The sequence below is a fragment of the Haemophilus sp. SZY H8 genome, assembly GCF_018829755.1.
GTDB classification, from domain to species: Bacteria; Pseudomonadota; Gammaproteobacteria; order Enterobacterales; family Pasteurellaceae; genus Haemophilus; species Haemophilus haemolyticus_K.
The window spans coordinates 397,957-416,881 of record NZ_JAHKJY010000001.1; the positions used below are offsets into that span (position 1 = coordinate 397,957).

The window sequence follows — 18,925 nt, forward strand, 5'->3', positions numbered from 1 at the left end:
CCTCTTTTTTTAAAAGAGGGGAACTTTTTCTATATCACGATAAAACTATGAACAAACTTCGCCAAAAATATTTACAAAAATGGCTTCGCGCACAACAAGAACCTATCAAAAAATTAATGCGCGCAAACATTGTCTTAGCTACGCTTTCTGCACTCATTTTAGTCGCGCAAACTTATTTTCTTGCGACGTTGCTTGATAAACTGATTATACAAAAAGTGCCTCGTGATGAACTTATTCCTTATTTTCTTGGGTTGATTATCGGGTTCGGATTGCGTGCAATTATTTTATGGGCACGCGAAAAAATAGGTTTCCAAAGCGGACAATTATTACGCAATCATATTCGTCAAAAAATTCTGGATAAAATCCATCTTGTTGGCCCTGCGACAATCAATCAAAAACCAGCTGGAAGTTGGGCAAGCATTATGTTGGAACAAGTTGAAAACTTACATAATTTCTATGCCCGTTTTCTGCCTCAACAAAGTCTTTCAGCCATTGTTCCTGTCGTTATTTTAATTGCTGTATTTCCGTTGAACTGGGCTGCAGGTTTAATTTTAATGATCACCGCGCCACTTGTTCCCGTTTTTATGATCCTTGTTGGTATCGCTGCAGCAGACAGTAGCCAAAAAAATATGGAAACACTGGCTCGTTTAAGCGCACAATTTCTAGATCGATTACGTGGTCTTGAAACCTTACGTCTTTTTAACCGCACTTCTGAACAAACTGAGCATATTGAAAATGCCACTGAAGATTTCCGTGAAACCACGATGGATGTGCTAAAACTCGCTTTTCTCTCTTCTGCCGTATTGGAATTTTTTACCTCTATTTCCATTGCCCTCATGGCGGTCTATTTTGGTTTTAGCTACTTAGGTCAAATTGAATTTGGTACCTATAATGCACCACTTACACTTTTCACAGGTTTCTTTTGTTTAATTCTTGCACCTGAATTTTATCAACCCTTACGTGATCTAGGCGCTTATTACCACGACCGCGCAGCGGGTATTGGTGCAGCAGATGCCATTGTTAATTTCTTAGAATCCGATTATTTAACCGTTCATCAAAATGAAAAAACAATTTCTTTGGAAAGTGCGGTTGAAATTTCTGCCGAAAATTTAGTGGTACTTTCGACACAGGGTTCAGCATTAACCAAGCCGTTAAATTTCCAAATTCCAGCAAATTACAATGTTGCGCTTGTAGGACAAAGTGGCGCAGGGAAAACCTCATTAATGAATGTAATTTTAGGCTTTTTACCTTATGAGGGTTCTCTCAAAATTAATGGACAAGAACTTCGCGAAAGCAATCTAGCTGACTGGCGCAAACATATTGCCTGGGTAGGACAAAATCCATTGTTATTACAAGGCACAATTAAAGAAAATCTTCTGCTTGGTGATATTCAAACAAGCGATGAGAAAATTCACCATGCTTTAAGCCAAGCCCAAGCCACCGAATTTATAGATAAACTCGGTTTAGATTATGAAATTAAAGATGGAGGATTAGGCGTTTCTGTGGGACAAGCGCAACGTCTTGCTATTGCACGTGCATTATTACGCAAGGGGAGCCTACTATTACTTGATGAGCCAACAGCCAGTCTCGATGCCCAATCTGAAAGTCTCGTCCTTCAAGCATTAAATGAAATGAGTTGCTACCAAACAACATTAATGATTACACACCGCATTGAAGATTTAAAACAATGTGATCAAATTTTTGTCATGCAGCAGGGCGAAATTGTCCAACAGGGGATTTTTGCTGAATTACAAAATGAAGGTTTCTTTGGAGAACTTCTTGCACAACGAAAACAGGATATCCAATAATGCGCACATTACTTCCGTTTATACGTTTATTTAAATTCGCCAAATTTCCTCTTATTTTAGGCTTGGTGCTGATGATTTTAGGATTGGGATCCAGCATGAGCTTACTTACCGTTTCAGGCTGGTTTTTAGCCGCTACAGCCATTGCAGGACTAGGCACTCTATTTAACTTTTTCTACCCTTCAGCCAGTGTGCGAGGTTTAGCTATCGGACGAACCGTCATGCGCTATTTTGAAAAAATAGTGACGCATGATGCAACATTCCGCATTTTGTCAAAATTACGCGTACAAGTATTTGAAAAAATCATTCCTTTAAGCCCAGGGGTATTAAATCGTTATCGTAACAGCGATTTGTTAAATCGTTTAGTATCCGATGTGGATACACTTGATAGCCTATATTTACGTTTACTTGCGCCATTTTTCACTGCTGCATTTGTAATCATTGCCATGACGATTGGACTTAGCTTTGTCAATATTCCACTCGCACTTGGTTTAGGCTTATTTTTGTTAATTTTATTAATAATTATCCCAACTGTTTTCTATCGACTAGGTCAGGAATTTGGCGAACGCTTAATCCAAGCACGCGCGACCTATCGAACCCAGTTTTTAGAATTTATCCAAGCACAAGCCGAGCTTTTATTATTTAATGCAGAAGATAAATTAAAAGAGAAAATGACAGCCACAGAAAAAACATGGCAGGAAGATCAAGCCAAAGAAGCAAAATTAAGTGGATTTTCTACCGCGCTTGTTCTGTTTCTAAATGGTTTGTTGATTTCTGGCATGCTATGGTTTGCAAGTAACGCCGATTTTGGCACAGATGAATACCGCACGGCTTATATTGCACTGTTCACTTTTGCTGCGCTTGCCGCCTTTGAGATCATCATGCCATTGGGTGCTGCATTTTTACATATAGGTCAAGTGATTGCTGCAGCAGAGCGTGTAACCGAAATCATTGAGCAAAAACCGCTTGTTAAGTTTAATGGTAATGAGGAATTTGAAACAAAAGTGCGGTTGATTTCTACGAAGGATTTAAGTTTTTCCTATCCAGGGCAAGAAACGCTTGTATTAAAAAATCTTACATTAGATTTAGAACAAAGCCAAAAAATTGCTATTTTAGGCAAAACTGGAAGTGGGAAATCTTCACTCCTTCAACTTTTAGTGCGCAATTATGATGCGAATCAAGGTAAGCTTTTATTAGCAGAAAAACCAATTTCAGCCTATTCAGAAGAGACATTACGCCGCCAAATTTGTTTTTTAACTCAACGTGTTCACGTATTCAGCGATACACTTCGTCAAAATTTACAATTTGCAAGTGCGGATAAAATTTCTGATGAAAAAATGATTGAAGTGCTACATCAAGTTGGTTTAAGCAAATTACTTGAGCAAGAAGGAAAAGGTTTAAATCTTTGGCTTGGTGATGGTGGTCGTCCTCTTTCTGGTGGGGAACAACGCCGTTTAGGTTTAGCACGTATTTTACTCAATAATGCGCCAATTTTATTATTGGATGAACCGACAGAAGGCTTAGATCGCGAAACTGAACGTCAAATTTTACGTTTAATTCTGCAACATGCCGAAAATAAAACCCTAATTATGGTCACTCACCGTCTAAGTTCAATTGAACAATTCGATAAAATTTGTGTAATTGATAACGGAAGATTAATCGAAGAAGGAGATTACAATAGCTTAATCAAAAAAGAAAATGGTTTCTTTAAAAGATTGATTGAGAGGGTATAAGAAAAGGAAGTTGGGCGGAAACCTTCCCAGCTTCTTCTCGGCACACAGTAATTCCGACTTTGGCTGCTTCCTTCCGGACCTGACCGAGTAAACCAGACACCGTTGCGAGAGACCGAGAAGGTTTCCATTGATATCGCAGAGCGACTGCGGACTATTATGCAAGAATTACCATATTATTGCAAAGATTAATTCTCTTTAATTACAAAAGTGCGGTTAATTTGCTGAGAATTTACACCATATTCCAGGAGTTTAATAATATGAACTATCTTCAATACTATCCCACTGATGTCATTAATGGCGAAGGTACACGTTGTACTTTATTTGTCAGTGGCTGTACCCATGGTTGTAAAGGTTGCTACAACCAAAAAAGCTGGTCATTTTCAGCAGGTGTATTATTTGATGAAGCGATGGAACAACAAATTATTAATGATTTAAAAGACACTCGCATTAAACGCCAAGGGTTGACGCTTTCAGGTGGCGATCCACTTCATCCCCTCAACGTAGAAACATTATTGCCATTTGTGCAACGCGTAAAACGAGAATGTCCCGATAAAGACATTTGGGTTTGGACGGGTTATAAGCTGGATGAACTAGACGAACAACAACGTGCTATGTTGCCTTATATTGATGTGTTAATTGATGGGAAATTTATTCAAGAACAGGCTGACCCAAGTTTAGTTTGGCGGGGTTCAGCAAATCAGGTTATTCATCGATTTAAACTATAATATTACCGATACGCCATTATTGCGTCTTTTTATTTCGCTCTAAAGATTTATGCTGAATCTGCACTATTTTTCCTTTTGCCTGAAAATATTCTCCAAGTTGTTGTGCTATATAAACAGAGCGATGTTTCCCACCAGTGCATCCAATAGCAATAGTTAAGTAACTTCTATTATTTTTTTCTAAAAGCGGCAACCATGTTTCTATATAATTTCGTGTAAGATAAATAAATTCATTCACTTCTGTATGACTATTTAAAAATGCCGCCACAGGCGCATCTAATCCTGTCATTGGGCGAAGTGCCGGATCCCAATGTGGATTGGGTAAGAATCGCACATCAAAAACATAATCTGCATCAAGCGGAATACCATATTTAAACCCAAAAGATTCTATAATAATTTTAAGTTCTTTTTCGCCATACCCACAAATAAACTCTCGTAATTTTTCTGCAAGCGTATGTGTCGAAAGATGTGTCGTATCAAGAATGAAATTAGCATGTTGGATTAGTGGCTCTAAATATTGATATTCTGCATCAATCGCAACTTCAAGGGACAGATCTTGAACAGAAAGTGGGTGTAAACGCCGAGAATCACTATATCGACGAATCAACGTACTGCGATCCGCCTCTAAGAAAATAATCCTAACCTGATGATGATTTTGTAATGTTGAAAGTGTTTGCTCTAACGTCGTCGCAGAATTTGGAATATTACGAATATCTAGACTAATCGCTACTGAAGATTGTGACTGAGAAAGAATCTGAGTTAATTGAGGTAGTAAATCAAAAGGGATATTATCCACACAATAATAGCCCATATCCTCCAAAGCGCGTAGTGCCACAGACTTTCCCGCACCAGAACGTCCGCTAATAATGATAATATCCATATGCCCTCCCACTCTTTATTTCTTATTCATTATTCTCAAAAGAGATATTTTCTGAGCTATCTGAAATTTCAAAAACCTGCCAAATTTCCTCTGCACTTTTTGCTGAACGTAACTGCTTCAAAAGATTTTTATCCGTTAGTCTTTCAGTTAAGAAAGATAAAATTGGCATATAGGTTGCGCACTGATTTTCAGGTACCAATACCGCAAATACAAGATCAACAAATTTACCATCTGATGAATCGTAATCAATCGGTGTATCTAATTGCATAAATACAGCTATTGCTTTGTCTGATAATGTTACAGGAATTTTAGCTTTAGGCATGGCGATACCATTTCCTAAACCTGAATTACCTAATTTTTCCCGTTCAAAAAGACATTCCAAACAAACTTGTTCACCTTTCTCATCATTAACTTGCTCAATGACAAAATGCGCAATAGATTCAAATAATCGTTTTTTACTGGAAAAACTTACCCCCTGACGAATATTCTCAGGGCTTAATAACTCGGTAACGTTCATCTTTATAACTTAAACTGATCACCAAGATAAACACGTTTAACATGCTCATCATTCATAACAGCCTCAGGCGTACCTGTCGCAATAATTTTACCTTCTCCAACAATATAAGCGCGTTCACACACATCTAAAGTTTCACGTACATTATGATCAGTAATTAGCACACCTAATCCGCGATTACGTAAATCAGTAATAATTTTCTTAATATCAGATACTGAAATAGGGTCAACACCAGCAAAAGGTTCATCTAATAAAATAAATTTAGGATTAGCGGCTAATGCTCGAGCAATTTCTACACGACGACGTTCCCCACCAGATAAAGATTGGCCGAGACTATCTCTAATATGACTAATATTAAATTCTTCGATTAATTCATCCGCTCTTTCACGGCGTTGCTCAGCGGTTAAATCTTTACGAATTTCTAAAATAGCCATCAAATTTTCATAGACGGTTAAACGACGAAAAATAGACGCCTCTTGGGGTAAATACCCAATACCTCGCTGGGCGCGATTATGCATTGGAAGTAAACTAATATCCTCACCATCAATCACAATCTTACCTTGATCTTGGCGAACGAGTCCCACCACCATGTAAAAAGTCGTCGTTTTTCCCGCACCATTCGGCCCAAGTAATCCCACAATTTCATTTGAATTAACTTGAAGACTAACATCAGATACCACTTTACGGCTTTTATAGCTTTTCGCTAAATTCTCAGCAATCAAAACTGACATGATTACTTCCCTTTCGCTTTTTGTAATTGAGACGGAATTAACACAGTAGTCACTCGTGATTTCGCACCACCATTGGCTCTAAGTTGCTGTTTCTTCACATCATAAGTGATAAGTTCACCATTAATTTTACTATCTAATTGTTTCAACTCAGCATTACCTGTCAATGTTAAAAACTCCGTACCAAGATCATAGTGCACCTTATTAGCCTTCCCATCAACAGGTTTCCCATCGTCAAGTAATTGATGAAATGTAACAGGGCTACCAAAAGCATCAACAGTTTCTTTTTTACCTGAGTTTTCTGGTGGACGTGTAATCACAACCTTACTTGCTTTAATTAAAATCGACCCTTGAGTTATCACAACATTATCCGTAAAAGTCACTACACTCTTTTCCATATCCAACGCTTGATTATCCGAAACGATATTAATCGGTTGATTGGTATCATCTTTAAGCGCAAAAGCCGATATGGATGTCATCATTAACGTTGTGAGTAAAAATATTTTATTATTTACGAACTTCATAATATGTTTTCACCTGTTCTTTTAAAGTAGCAACTTGTTGACGTAAATTGCCAACCATTTTTAATCCTGTTGAACTAAAATTTTGTCCATTAATCTTGACCATTGAGTCTGATGTCATATCCTGTGTTTTCAAATTGACAATTGCCATCTGAGTTTCTACACGCTGCAAATGAGAAGTTGGTTCCAAACTTTCCGCCACAACATCTCCCTCTAAATACAGCATTTCATCTTTTGTGAGCTTGGCTTTTTTAGCACTCAATTTCCAACTCTGTGATGCCAAAGCATGAGCAACATCCTTTGCTTGACTAGTATTAGATGAATTAACATCGAATAAATAGACTAATGGCATCTCAAAATCAGTATGTCCATCTACAGTATAATGTTTCACATTATCCGCAAGAGAAACATATTGTTTTTTCCCTTCTGGTGAAAACACTGTTGTTTCCATTTTATTGCCAATATAATCGGGGCTATCTGGCTTTTTCACCAAATTTGATAAATCAGGTGCATCCCGATTCAGTGAATAAAACCAACCTAGTAAACCAAAAGCAATAATACTTAAAATTACATTCCAACGAATATTCATTTTTTCTACTTTATTATCTGGATAAGTGCGGTTAAAAATATTGATAGCACTTGATTAAGTGCTCACAAAGCTAATCTTCCAGCATCAATGATTTCAGCATTTGATAAATATCTCGATATGCTTTTGAAGGTTTATTTTGTTCCCGCTCTTTCTGTGCAGAACGAATCAAATTACGTAATTTCTGGCGATCAGCTTCTGGATAATTATTTAATAAATTCGTCAATGCTATATCACCATTTTCGATCAACTCATCACGAATTTTTTCAATTTTATGTAACATCGCTTGCTGCTGATTATGCTTATTTTCGATTTTATCTAACGCTTCACGAATTGGGGCAACATCAATACCACGAAATAATTTTCCAATATATTGCAATTGACGACGGCGAGCCTCTTTTTGTAAACGCTGGGCAAGCTCAATGGCATCAAGCAAAGATTCATCAAGGGGAATTTTAGCTAAATTTGCTTTGGTTAAATTCACAATTTTTTCGCCAAGTTGCTTTAAATCTTCCGCATCTCGCTTAATTTCACTTTTACTTACCCAAATAATTTCTTCTTGCGCCTCATCTTCCCAATCAAAAGCTTCTTTTTTCTTACGTTTCGCCATTTTTTGTCCTTTATAAAAATTGGGGCGCATTTTACCATAAACTTTGAAAATAAGATAAAATGTTGCAAATTTTTAACAGGAAAAAACAATGAAAGCACCCGAAAATCAAACCGCACTTTTAAAAGCGCAGGAGCAAGAATTACGTCACGCTGTTAGTTTTGCAGTTGAATTAGCCCAAAAAGCTGGAGCCAGTGCAGAGGTGGCTGTAACCAAAGTAAGCGGCTTATCTGTTTCAACACGATTGCAGGATATTGAAAATGTGGAATTTACCAATGATGGCGCACTAGGTATTTCCGTTTATTTGGGACAACAAAAAGGTAATGCTTCTACCTCTGATTTAAGTGAAAATGCCATTAAAAATACTGTAGAAGCGGCACTTTCTATCGCAAAATATACATCACCCGATGATTGTACAGGACTTGCTGATGAGCAATTAATGGCCTTTGATGCGCCTGACTTAGCACTTTACCATCCTGCTAATATTGATGTAGAAAAAGCAACAGAACTTGCTCTCCGTACAGAAAAATCTGCTCTTGAAGCAGATAAACGAATCGTAAATAGCAATGGTGCAAGCTTTAATTCTCACACGGGTGTAAAAGTATATGGTAATACCTACGGTATGTTACAAAGCTATTTATCCAGTCGCTATTCATTATCTTGCTCAGTCATTGGGGGTGTAGAAGGTGCATTAGAAAATGACTACGAATATACAATTTCCCGTGAGTTTGATCGACTTCAATCACCGACTAGGGTCGGTGAAACTTGTGCGAGAAAAGTAGTTTCACGCCTAAATCCACAAAAGCTTAATACATGTGAAGTACCCGTCATTTTTTTAAATGATGTTGCAACTAGTATTATTTCGCATTTAGCGGCATCAATAAGTGGCGGTAGTTTATACCGAAAATCAAGTTTTTTACTTGATCGACTAGGAACATCCATCTTACCTGAATGGTTTAATATTAGCGAACGCCCCCATTTATTACGTGCACTGGCTTCAACGCCTTTTGATAGTGAAGGAGTCCGCACACAAAATCGTGAAATTATTGAGAATGGTATATTAAAAACCTATTTATTGACCAGTTACAGTGGAAAAAAACTCGGAATGCCAAGCACAGGTCATGCTGGTGGGATTCACAATTGGCTTATCCAACCAAATTTAACCGGAGGATTAACCGCACTCTTACATAAAATGGACAGAGGTCTATTAGTAACGGATGTTATGGGACAAGGAGTAAACCTTGTGACAGGTGATTATTCTCGAGGTGCATCAGGATTCTGGATTGAAAACGGTGAAATTCAATACCCTGTCGCTGAAATTACAATTGCAGGTCAATTACAGGATATGTTGAAAAACATTGTTGCCGTATCAGATGATATAGAACATCGTTCAAACATACAAACTGGCTCAATTTTATTAGAAAAGCTGAAAATTTCTGGAAACTAAAAAATATTTAATATTGATAATTATTCTTATTGACAGAGGTTAAAATTCTGATAAGATACCCACCATCTGTTAAGCGATTGCAGGTTGCTCCAACAGGTAGAGTAGAAAGTAAATTCGTTAGGGTTCAAAAGGCTGAAGATTAATCTTCAGCCTTTTTTATATTTCATCTTCCATCTCTAAATCTATCTTAAAAGAATCCAAGTTATTTATATTGAAATATGGAATAACACTCAGCGAGAAATTCTGATACACATGGCATAACGATCAATTTTTTTGTAGAATAGCAAACGATTACATTCCTTTTAAATTCACAAGGACATTTTATGAAAAAACACCATGTTGATGTTTTAATTGCAGAAAGCGATGTTCACTCTCGTATTGCAGAGCTTGGGGCCGAAATAACAAAACATTATCAAGAAAAACAAGTCAATAACCTTGTTGTTATCGGACTTTTACGTGGCTCATTTATGTTTATGGCTGATATTGTACGCCACATTCATTTACCTATAGAAATTGAGTTTATGACTACTTCCAGTTATGGAACAGGGATGACAACAAATCATGATGTGCGTATCACAAAAGATCTTGATGGCGATATTAAAGGTAAACACGTATTAATCGTAGAAGATATTATTGACACGGGTTACACACTTGAAAAAGTACGTGATATTTTGAATTTACGTGATCCTGCAAGTCTTGCTATCTGTACCTTGCTTGATAAACCCTCTCGTCGCGAGGTTGAAGTGCTGGTAGAATGGATAGGTTTTGAAATTCCGGATGAATTTGTGGTGGGATATGGTATCGATTATGCACAACGTCACCGTAATTTAGGCTATATTGGCAAAGTGGTTTTAGAAGAATAATGCTCATCAAGCAAGTGCGGTCAAAATTTATAATGAATTTTAACCGCACTTATTTTTTAACGTTTCGCTTTCTTAATAAACTTCATCAAACGTTTACGCTTACGCAATTGGTTCGGGGTAAGTTTATTTTTACGCCCCGCAAATGGATTCGAACCTTCTTGGAAAAGAAGACGAATTGGCGAGCCAATAATTTTCAAACTCTTACGATAATAATTAGATAAATAACGTTTATAAGAATCCGGTAATTTATCCATTTGGTTACCGTGAACCACTATAATCGGCGGATTATAACCGCCTGGGTGAGCATATTTTAATTTAATTCGACGACCGCCAATCATCGGTGGTTGGTGTTCATCCGTTGCCATTTGCAAAATACGAGTTAAAAGCGAGGTCGTCATTTTTTGAGTCGCACAAGCATACGCTTCTTTAATCGAATCAAAAAGATTACCCACACCACTTCCGTGCAATGCGGAAATAAAATGCACGCGAGCAAAATCAATAAAATCTAAACGACGATCAAGCTCAGATTTAACGCGGTCTTTCACATCTTGATCTAAACCATCCCATTTATTCACAACGATCACTAAAGAACGACCTGCATTTAAAATAAAGCCGAGCAAAGATAAATCCTGATCAGAAATGTTTTCTCTCGCATCAATAGTCAGTAATACAACATTAGCATCCTGAATCGCTTGCAAGGTTTTTATCACGGAGAATTTTTCAACAGCCAAATGCACCTTACCGCGCTTACGCACACCCGCCGTATCAATCAACGTATATTGCTGCCCATCACGCTCCATTGGAATATAAATACTATCGCGTGTCGTGCCTGGCATATCGTAAACCACCACACGATCTTCACCTAAAATACGATTGGTTAAAGTGGATTTACCCACGTTTGGACGACCAACAATGGCAATCTTAATATTTTTATCTTGCTCTTCTTCTGATTCTTCTAACGCCTCATCAAGCAATGCCGTATCTTCTTCTGAATCAAAATCGAATTCTTGTTCCCATTCGTCTTGTTCTTCCTCAGAAGTGCGGTCATTTTCATCGGAGTTTTCCATTTGCTCCGCAAAAGGCGCAAGTACTTGTTCCATTAACTGAGTGACACCACGGCCTTGTGAGGCTGCGATTTGCTCAATTTCTCCTAAACCTAACTGATAAAATTCAGCACAATGAGAATCCGCATCGATACCATCGGTTTTATTTGCCACCACAATCGTCGTTTTGTTTTGACGTTGACGTAAGTAATTAGCGATACCAATATCCGCTGCAGTTAAACCCGCTCTAGCATCCACAAGGAAAAGAACAATATCGGCTTCATCAATAGCAAGCAAAGATTGCTCCGCCATTTTTTCTTCTACGCCCTCTTCGGTTCCATCAATACCGCCAGTATCAATAACAATAAACTCATAACCAGCAATATGAGCATGGCCGTATTTTCTATCACGAGTTAAACCAGGAAAATCAGCGACTAACGCATCTCGTGTACGAGTAAGGCGATTAAATAATGTGGATTTTCCCACATTCGGGCGACCAACAAGGGCCACAACTGGAGTTGCCATAAAAAATCTCTTATTTTGTCAAAAATGGCGGCCATTATATCGGAAGTTAAAGGATTGGTAAAAAATGATTTCATAAAGAAAATAAAAAGCCACAGGATACAATCCTATGGCTTTCTAAACACTGTTTATTTATCTATAACCTAACGTTATAATAATGTCGCTTTCAAGTCATCACCTTGAAAGCGAGTGTTGCGCTTTTTCGCAACGTTTGAAGAGGATAAGAAAATGATTAAAGTCATTATCCTTGTCGTACTACTATTATTAGTGAGTTTACCGACTTACTAATAACACGACATACTAGGGAGTAGCAGCTCCCTAGTTCTTCAAATCTTAAAAGATTACTTTATTTTTGTCAAGGATGAAGCAAATTTCAGATACAAAAAAAGCACCGTTAGGTGCTATCTTTATTTATCTTAATTGGCGGAATGGACGGGACTCGAACCCGCGACCCCCTGCGTGACAGGCAGGTATTCTAACCAGCTGAACTACCACTCCGAGATAAGATATTAATTTTAAATTGGCGGAATGGACGGGACTCGAACCCGCGACCCCCTGCGTGACAGGCAGGTATTCTAACCAGCTGAACTACCACTCCGCTAAGTGGTGCGTATCATAATGACGAACATAAATCTCGTCAATCTTTTTTTATGATTTTTTTATTGTATGATTAAATCCTAAACGATTAGTGAATAACCTCTTTGTCTAAACGTTTATCCCATAAACAATTATCACCGCTTTTTTTATTAATCATTTTAATAAATTCTAAATGCGCCAATAATTCATCTTCACTCGGTTGTAATACTTTCAAATTATGCGAAATATTCACCGCACTTCGTAAAGCTGCATTTTTATTACCTGACATGGTTCGAATAAAATGTGATTCATTCACATCATTTTCATCAAACAAACTAGTTTGGCCGCCTGTCATTGCCAAATAAACATCAGCTAAAATTTCAGCATCTAGCAACGCCCCGTGTAGCGTACGTTTACTATTATCAATATTCAAACGGTCACAAAGTGCATCTAAGCTATTACGCTTGCCTGGATACATTTGACGCGCCATCTGTAGCGTATCTGTAACTAAGCAAATTTCATCAGTTTTCACATTAAGATTCAACTTACGAAACTCATAATCCATAAACCCCACATCGAAGGGCGCATTATGAATCAATAATTCTGCGCCTTTAATATAATCCAAAAATGGCTGTGCAATCTCATTAAATGAGGGTTTATCTGCCAACATTTCATCTGTAATGCCATGAATTTTAATTGCTTCAGGATCAACAGGACGATCAGGCTTAATATAAAAGTGAAAATTATTGCCAGTATAACGACGATTAATCATTTCTACCGCACCAATTTCAATAATACAATGTCCTTCATAATGCGCCCCTAATTGATTCATCCCCGTTGTCTCGGTATCCAGTACAATTTGGCGATTTGGATTAACCATTTGTTCAACCTATTTCTTTCCTTTAAAATGAGGGCCATTTTACACAACAACCCTTTTGTTATGCAAAAACAGATTGAAATTTTTACTGACGGCTCCTGCTTGGGCAATCCTGGCCCGGGAGGAATTGGCATTGTCTTACGCTATAAGCAACATGAAAAAACCATTTCCAAAGGCTACTTCAAAACTACAAATAATCGTATGGAACTTCGTGCTGTCATTGAAGCATTGAATATTTTAAAAGAGCCCTGCCAAATCACACTTTACAGTGATAGCCAATATATGAAAAACGGGATCACAAAATGGATTTTCAATTGGAAAAAAAATAATTGGAAATCAAGTCAAGGCAAGCCTGTAAAAAATCAAGATTTATGGCAAGCGCTGAACGAAGCCATTCAACATCATCAAATCAATTGGCAATGGGTAAAAGGCCATGCAGGACATCGTGAAAATGAAATCTGTGATGAATTAGCCAAAAAAGGGGCTGAGAACCCAATATTGGAAGATGAAGGATATTTTGAGACCTCAATATAAATACACAATAAATACACAGCTTCGATGTATTTTTATACCACTTCACTTAAGCAAACGATCACTAAAGCATTCATTTGAATACAAAATAAACAAAAATAGATAAAAAATGTGATCTTGATCAGATTTTTGGAAATTAAGCCTATAGGAGTGATTGACACAAAAAAAGGAATTTGGAATGATTTGCACGTCTATTTAGGCGGTTGGACTGCCATATAGGGAAAAAGTTCAATCATAGATAGTAAAACAACCATAAGGAATACAAATTATGAAAAAAACACTTGCAGCATTAATCATTGGTGCATTTGCAGCTTCAGCGGCGAACGCGGCAGTAATCTATAATAATGAAGGTACTAAAGTTGAATTAAACGGTTCTTTACGTATCAACTTAGAAAAATCTAACCAAGATGGTATTAATAAATCAGGGAACTTAAAACGTCATACTCATTCAGGATTGAAAAATGATGGTTCTCGTTTTGAAATTAAAGTACGTCATGATTTAGGTGATGGCTATTACGCATTAGCACGTACTGAAGTACGTTTTGATGGTGATGAAAAAGGTCTTAAAAAGAAAGACAACGATGGTTTTGGTAATTTAACTACGAAACGTGCTTATGTTGGTTTAGGCCACAAAGAATTTGGTCAAGTAACTTTTGGTCGTCAAGTAACTATTGTTGATGACGTAGTAACAGCAGAAGACAAAACATACGGTCTAATTGAACCAGATGATTACGTATCAAAAGCAGGAAAATCTGTTGTTCGTTACGACTACTATGGTATTGAAGGTTTACAATTAGGGGTTGGTTACCAATTTGCAGAACAACGCAAAGATAATAATGAAGTACTTGAAGGTTCTGTTCAAAACTCAAACCAATTTGGTGCTTTATATGAAAAAGATGGCATAATTGCTAAAACTGTGTTTGGTAGAACAAATTACAAAACTGGCAATACAGAAACTAAAGAACATAGAGATGGCGTTGTTGCTAGCTTAGGTTACGAGTTCAATGGTGTAACTCTTTCTGTGGATAGTGGTTACGCAAAAACCAAATTTAAAGATACCGATAAAAAAGAAACTCGTTTCTTTGTATCACCAGGTTTCCAATATCAAATTACTGACTTAAGTAAAGTATATGGTAACTATAAATATGAACAAGTTAAAAACACAGATAGTTCTAAAGATAAACAACACGGTTTCTTACTAGGTATTGACTATAAACTTCATAAACAAGTAGTAACCTACTTAGAAGGTAAATATCAAGTTACTAAATCTTATGACGAAGATGGTAAATACGTAGACGATAGCAAAGTTAAAGATAAAGCTATTGGCGTAGGTATCCGTGTATACTTCTAATTAGTTGATTAAAAACTACTGTATAAAAGGCGAATCAAATGATTCGCCTTTTTTATGTAATAAAAAATCTATTTATAACGAAAGTGCGGTAATAAAATAGTATTTTATTACCGCACTTTTTCCTATATTTTCACAGGCTTAACAATTTCGCTCGGATAGCACCCTAAAATCTTTAAATAATTACTATAATTTTTCAGCTCTTCCAAGGCTTGTTGCGTATCAGGATGATGAATATTCGCCTCAATTTCTAAATAGAACATTTCTTCCCATGGTTTACCATAGATTGGGCGAGATTCTAATTTTGTCATATTAATGTGGTGTTTTTTAAATACCAATAAAGCATCAACTAATGAGCCCACCTGTTGTGAAGTCGTCATCAACAATAGGGTTTTTGTTGGGATCTGAGAAGAAACCTCTCGAGGTGTCTTAGCAACCACAATAAAACGTGTAATATTATTTTCTTGATTAGCAATATTCGTTTTCAGAACATTCAAACCATATAATTTTCCACCGTCTTCATTACCCAATGCCGCAATATTAGGTTTATTCAAACTTGAAACTAATTGCATCGCATGGGAACTACTTTCGCAATATTCAATATGAACACGCTCAAGACTGTGAATAAATTGGCTACATTGTTGAATAACTTGAGGATGGCTATATAAGGTATCAATTTGGCTTAAATCTGTCATATCATTGACTAATACGCAATGTTTAATTGGATAAGCCAACTCTCCCACTAATGAAAGCTCCGTATGTTGAAGTAAATCATAAACTTCATTAATCGCACCCGAAGTAGTATTTTCTAAAGGAAGGATACCAAAATCAGCCTCACCATTTTGTACTTTTTCAAATACTTGCTCAAAAGATTGACAGCCTAATTCAATAAATTGTTTTTGGTAACGTGCCGCATAATTCCTTGCCGCAAGATTAGAATAAGACCCACGTTTCCCTAAAAATGCAATATGTAAATTTTGGCTACGCTGTTCATTTAATTTATTTTGTAGGTAAACTTGCTGCGTTAATACTGAATCTTCAATGATTTTTTGAAAAATTGATGTGATATATTGAGCCTCAAGTTGATAGTTCTCATTTTCAGCAAATTGAATCAATTCTTGCAAAAGTGCTTGTTCACGCTCAACATCTCGTAAAGCCTTTTGAGTGACTTCTTTGCTTCTTACAACATCAAAAGCTAAGCGATGACGTTCTGACAGCAACTTCAACAAACTACGATCAATTTGTGTAATTTGTTGCCGAATTTCTGATAATTCTAATGCCATAATGTTTTCCTATAAAATCATCCCGAAATTAACCGCACTTTTTCGCTTTACAATTAAAATGCGTACTAAATAAAAAAGCTATACTTCTTATCAGAAATATAGCTTTTTCAACAAAAAAAGAACTAAATCAATACTTGAACAGGCGCTACATACCCTTGCGGTACTTGAGCTTTATCTTCAAAGGTGACAAATTCCCACGCTTCTTGATTAGCTAAAACGGCGCGAAGCAATTTATTATTCAAACCATGTCCTGATTTATAAGCTTTGAAATCACCAATGATGTTATAGCCTGCCATGTAAAGATCGCCGATCGCATCTAACATTTTATGGCGTACTAATTCATCTTTGAAACGTAATCCATCCTCGTTAAGAATACGATAATCATCTAATACGATGGCATTATCAAGGCTACCACCTAATGCCAAACCTTGAGATTGAAGATATTCAATATCCTTCATAAAACCAAAGGTTCTTGCTCGGCTTATTTGATGAACAAATGCTTGAGCCGAAAATTCCATATCATAATTACGTACGTTTTTACCAATCGCAGGATGATCAAAATCAATAGTGAAATTTAAACGAAAACCATTATAAGGCTTAAATTCAGCCCACTTATCACCGTCTTCTACACGTACATATTCTTTAATACGAATAAACTTCTTCGCTGCGTTTTGTTCTTCAATACCCGCATCCAATAACAAATAAATAAATGGGCTCGCACTCCCATCCATAATAGGAATTTCTGGAGCATCGACTTCAATAATAATATTATCAATACCAAGGCCTGCTAACGCAGCATTTAAATGCTCAACTGTTGAAATACGCACACCTTGCTCATTTATTAAGGCAGTACAAAGCATAGTATCACGCACAGAATTAGGATCAGCTGGAAATGCCACAGCTGGATTTAAATCTGTACGGTAATATACAACCCCTGTATTTGGCATTGCAGGGCGTAAAGTTAATGTTACCTTTTTGCCACTATGCAAGCCTACACCAGTGACCTTAATGCTTTGTTTTAATGTTCTTTGTTTAATCATATTATTTACCCTTAATTTCAGGCAATACTACATCAATTTGATGAATTTTCATCACGTTGTGCTGCAGGGTTAAAGAAAGCATTGTTTTTAAACATATCTAAACGATCTGTAATAGGTTTATCAAGCGGACGATGATATTCCTCTTCTACTGTTTTAGTTTCTTCAACCGGTTCCGGACGACGAATATCTGGCACAATATTTACATCTTGTGGCTGGCGCACTGGGCGAACAACTTGAATTGGCTCATTAACTGAGATATCTCCTAATCCTGTTGCAACAATAGTCACTCGGATTTCGTCCGTCATTTCAGGCACTAAGCTGGTACCAATCACGACAGTAGCATCTTCAGAAGCAAAACTACCCACCGTTTCACCGACAATATTAAATTCTTCGAAAGAAAGATCCATACCAGCAGTGATATTCACCAAAATACCTTTTGCATTTGAAAGATCGATTTTCTCTAATAAATCATTACGTACGGCAATACGAGCGGCTTCTTCAGCACGCCCTTCACCCGCAGAACCAACAGCAGAACCAAAGCCAATCATTGCTTGTCCCATTTCTGACATAACAGTTCTTACATCAGCAAAGTCTACGTTGATTAAACCTGGTGAGGTAATCATATCTGAAATACCCATTACAGAATTACGTAATACATCGTTTGCTGCAGCAAATGCATCAATTAATTTAGCGTTTTTAGGGAGAACTTTTTGAATTTGTTGATTTGGGATAATAATCATTGAATCAACATATTGTGCTAAATCTTTAATACCCAATTCAGCAAATTGCATACGTTTTTTGCCTTCAAAAGCAAACGGCTTAGTAACAACCGCTACAGTTAAAATACCTAATTCTTTTGCAATTCTCGCTACAACAGGCGCAGCCCCCGTACCTGTACCGCCCCCCATACCAGCTGCAATAAAGACCATATCTGCACCTTCAAGCATTTTACGGATTTCTTCTTGATCATCTTCCGCTGCTTTACGGCCAATATTTGGATTTGCCCCTGCACCTAAACCTTTAGTCGTCTCTCCACCAATTTGTACAGTTTGTTGAACATGGCTTTTACGTAGAGCTTGTGCATCAGTATTTACTGCATAGAAAATAATGCGGCCATGCTCTTCCGATGTTAATGTGCTTTCCCCTAAGTAGGTACCACCCATTTCTTGTTTCACCATATTCATAACCATATGGTTAACGGCATTACCGCCACCGCCTCCCACACCTACGACTTTAATCAGTGCGCCGGACTCGTTAAAATTGTCGTACTCAGGGTACTCAGGGTATAGCATTGATGTT

19 protein-coding genes, 2 tRNA genes and 1 other RNA gene are annotated in these 18,925 nt (G+C 37.1%); 8 read left to right on the forward strand and 14 right to left on the reverse strand.

Annotated features, from left to right (window positions below):
• Positions 1-47: 47 nt before the first annotated feature.
• Positions 48-1,808 (forward strand): heme ABC transporter permease/ATP-binding protein CydD, encoded by a 1,761-nt coding sequence (cydD, locus tag KKW16_RS01895; protein WP_139990274.1) that lies wholly within the window; start codon positions 48-50, stop codon positions 1,806-1,808.
• Positions 1,808-3,538, forward strand: coding sequence for a heme ABC transporter ATP-binding protein/permease CydC (gene cydC / locus KKW16_RS01900; protein WP_140523119.1), 1,731 nt, complete (start codon positions 1,808-1,810; stop codon positions 3,536-3,538). Before cydD ends, cydC begins: the two co-directional genes overlap by 1 nt.
• Before the next feature lie 20 nt (positions 3,539-3,558).
• Here the strand turns inward: cydC and ffs are convergent.
• Positions 3,559-3,657: signal recognition particle sRNA small type (gene ffs / locus KKW16_RS01905), an RNA gene on the reverse strand.
• Positions 3,658-3,795: 138 nt separating this feature from the next.
• Between ffs and nrdG the strand changes: the two genes are divergently transcribed.
• Positions 3,796-4,263, forward strand: coding sequence for an anaerobic ribonucleoside-triphosphate reductase-activating protein (gene nrdG, locus KKW16_RS01910; protein ID WP_048954103.1), 468 nt, complete (start codon positions 3,796-3,798; stop codon positions 4,261-4,263).
• Positions 4,264-4,279: 16 nt separating this feature from the next.
• On the opposite strand, the gene rapZ is transcribed toward nrdG, so the two are convergent.
• The 6 genes from rapZ to yjgA form a co-directional block, all read right to left on the reverse strand.
• Positions 4,280-5,140, reverse strand: coding sequence for an RNase adapter RapZ (rapZ, locus tag KKW16_RS01915; protein WP_048954104.1), 861 nt, complete (start codon positions 5,138-5,140; stop codon positions 4,280-4,282).
• A 22-nt stretch (positions 5,141-5,162) separates the two neighbouring features.
• A complete protein-coding gene (gene ptsN / locus KKW16_RS01920; protein WP_048954105.1) occupies positions 5,163-5,657 on the reverse strand; it encodes a PTS IIA-like nitrogen regulatory protein PtsN in 495 nt (164 codons plus the stop codon).
• Between the two features lie 2 nt (positions 5,658-5,659).
• A complete protein-coding gene (gene lptB, locus KKW16_RS01925) occupies positions 5,660-6,385 on the reverse strand; it encodes an LPS export ABC transporter ATP-binding protein (protein ID WP_048954106.1) in 726 nt (241 codons plus the stop codon).
• A 2-nt stretch (positions 6,386-6,387) separates the two neighbouring features.
• Positions 6,388-6,906, reverse strand: a complete 519-nt coding sequence (lptA, locus tag KKW16_RS01930; RefSeq protein ID WP_048954107.1) for a lipopolysaccharide transport periplasmic protein LptA — start codon at positions 6,904-6,906, stop codon at positions 6,388-6,390.
• Positions 6,890-7,492, reverse strand: a complete 603-nt coding sequence (lptC, locus tag KKW16_RS01935; protein WP_048954108.1) for an LPS export ABC transporter periplasmic protein LptC — start codon at positions 7,490-7,492, stop codon at positions 6,890-6,892. The genes lptA and lptC overlap by 17 nt, the downstream gene beginning before the upstream one ends.
• A 70-nt stretch (positions 7,493-7,562) precedes the next feature.
• The gene (gene yjgA / locus KKW16_RS01940; protein WP_048954109.1) at positions 7,563-8,099 is read right to left on the reverse strand and encodes a ribosome biogenesis factor YjgA; all 537 of its coding nucleotides are present in this window, start codon (positions 8,097-8,099) and stop codon (positions 7,563-7,565) included.
• Between the two features lie 88 nt (positions 8,100-8,187).
• On the opposite strand from yjgA, the gene pmbA reads away from it, so the two are divergent.
• On the forward strand, positions 8,188-9,543 hold the full coding sequence (gene pmbA / locus KKW16_RS01945; protein ID WP_048954110.1) for a metalloprotease PmbA: 1,356 nt from the start codon (positions 8,188-8,190) through the stop codon (positions 9,541-9,543).
• A gap of 323 nt (positions 9,544-9,866) precedes the next feature.
• Positions 9,867-10,406, forward strand: coding sequence for a hypoxanthine phosphoribosyltransferase (gene hpt / locus KKW16_RS01950; protein ID WP_048954111.1), 540 nt, complete (start codon positions 9,867-9,869; stop codon positions 10,404-10,406).
• A gap of 56 nt (positions 10,407-10,462) precedes the next feature.
• On the opposite strand, the gene der is transcribed toward hpt, so the two are convergent.
• Complete coding sequence (gene der, locus KKW16_RS01955) at positions 10,463-11,974, reverse strand: ribosome biogenesis GTPase Der (RefSeq protein WP_005630139.1); 1,512 nt, start codon at positions 11,972-11,974, stop codon at positions 10,463-10,465.
• A gap of 225 nt (positions 11,975-12,199) precedes the next feature.
• On the opposite strand from der, the gene KKW16_RS09085 reads away from it, so the two are divergent.
• Positions 12,200-12,259: a hypothetical protein gene (locus tag KKW16_RS09085; protein WP_371316032.1), complete on the forward strand. Its 60-nt coding sequence runs from the start codon at positions 12,200-12,202 to the stop codon at positions 12,257-12,259.
• A gap of 133 nt (positions 12,260-12,392) precedes the next feature.
• On the opposite strand, the gene KKW16_RS01960 is transcribed toward KKW16_RS09085, so the two are convergent.
• The 3 genes from KKW16_RS01960 to dnaQ all read right to left on the reverse strand — a co-directional run bounded on the left by KKW16_RS01960 (position 12,393) and on the right by dnaQ (position 13,427).
• Positions 12,393-12,469: transfer RNA gene (locus KKW16_RS01960), tRNA-Asp, on the reverse strand.
• 23 nt (positions 12,470-12,492) lie between these two features.
• Positions 12,493-12,569: transfer RNA gene (locus KKW16_RS01965), tRNA-Asp, on the reverse strand.
• 87 nt (positions 12,570-12,656) lie between these two features.
• The gene (gene dnaQ / locus KKW16_RS01970; protein ID WP_048954112.1) at positions 12,657-13,427 is read right to left on the reverse strand and encodes a DNA polymerase III subunit epsilon; all 771 of its coding nucleotides are present in this window, start codon (positions 13,425-13,427) and stop codon (positions 12,657-12,659) included.
• Positions 13,428-13,487: 60 nt separating this feature from the next.
• Here dnaQ and rnhA point away from each other — a divergent pair, with 60 nt between their 5' ends.
• Positions 13,488-13,958, forward strand: coding sequence for a ribonuclease HI (rnhA, locus tag KKW16_RS01975; RefSeq protein WP_048954113.1), 471 nt, complete (start codon positions 13,488-13,490; stop codon positions 13,956-13,958).
• Positions 13,959-14,223: 265 nt separating this feature from the next.
• Positions 14,224-15,306, forward strand: coding sequence for a porin (locus KKW16_RS01980; protein ID WP_140523115.1), 1,083 nt, complete (start codon positions 14,224-14,226; stop codon positions 15,304-15,306).
• Positions 15,307-15,428: 122 nt separating this feature from the next.
• Here the strand turns inward: KKW16_RS01980 and KKW16_RS01985 are convergent, their stop codons facing one another.
• From KKW16_RS01985 to ftsZ, 3 genes are all read right to left on the reverse strand, one after another.
• Complete coding sequence (locus KKW16_RS01985; RefSeq protein WP_048954115.1) at positions 15,429-16,586, reverse strand: chorismate mutase; 1,158 nt, start codon at positions 16,584-16,586, stop codon at positions 15,429-15,431.
• A 122-nt stretch (positions 16,587-16,708) separates the two neighbouring features.
• A complete protein-coding gene (lpxC, locus tag KKW16_RS01990) occupies positions 16,709-17,626 on the reverse strand; it encodes a UDP-3-O-acyl-N-acetylglucosamine deacetylase (RefSeq protein ID WP_048954116.1) in 918 nt (305 codons plus the stop codon).
• A 32-nt stretch (positions 17,627-17,658) separates the two neighbouring features.
• Positions 17,659-18,918, reverse strand: coding sequence for a cell division protein FtsZ (gene ftsZ, locus KKW16_RS01995; protein ID WP_048954117.1), 1,260 nt, complete (start codon positions 18,916-18,918; stop codon positions 17,659-17,661).
• Positions 18,919-18,925: the final 7 nt, after the last annotated feature.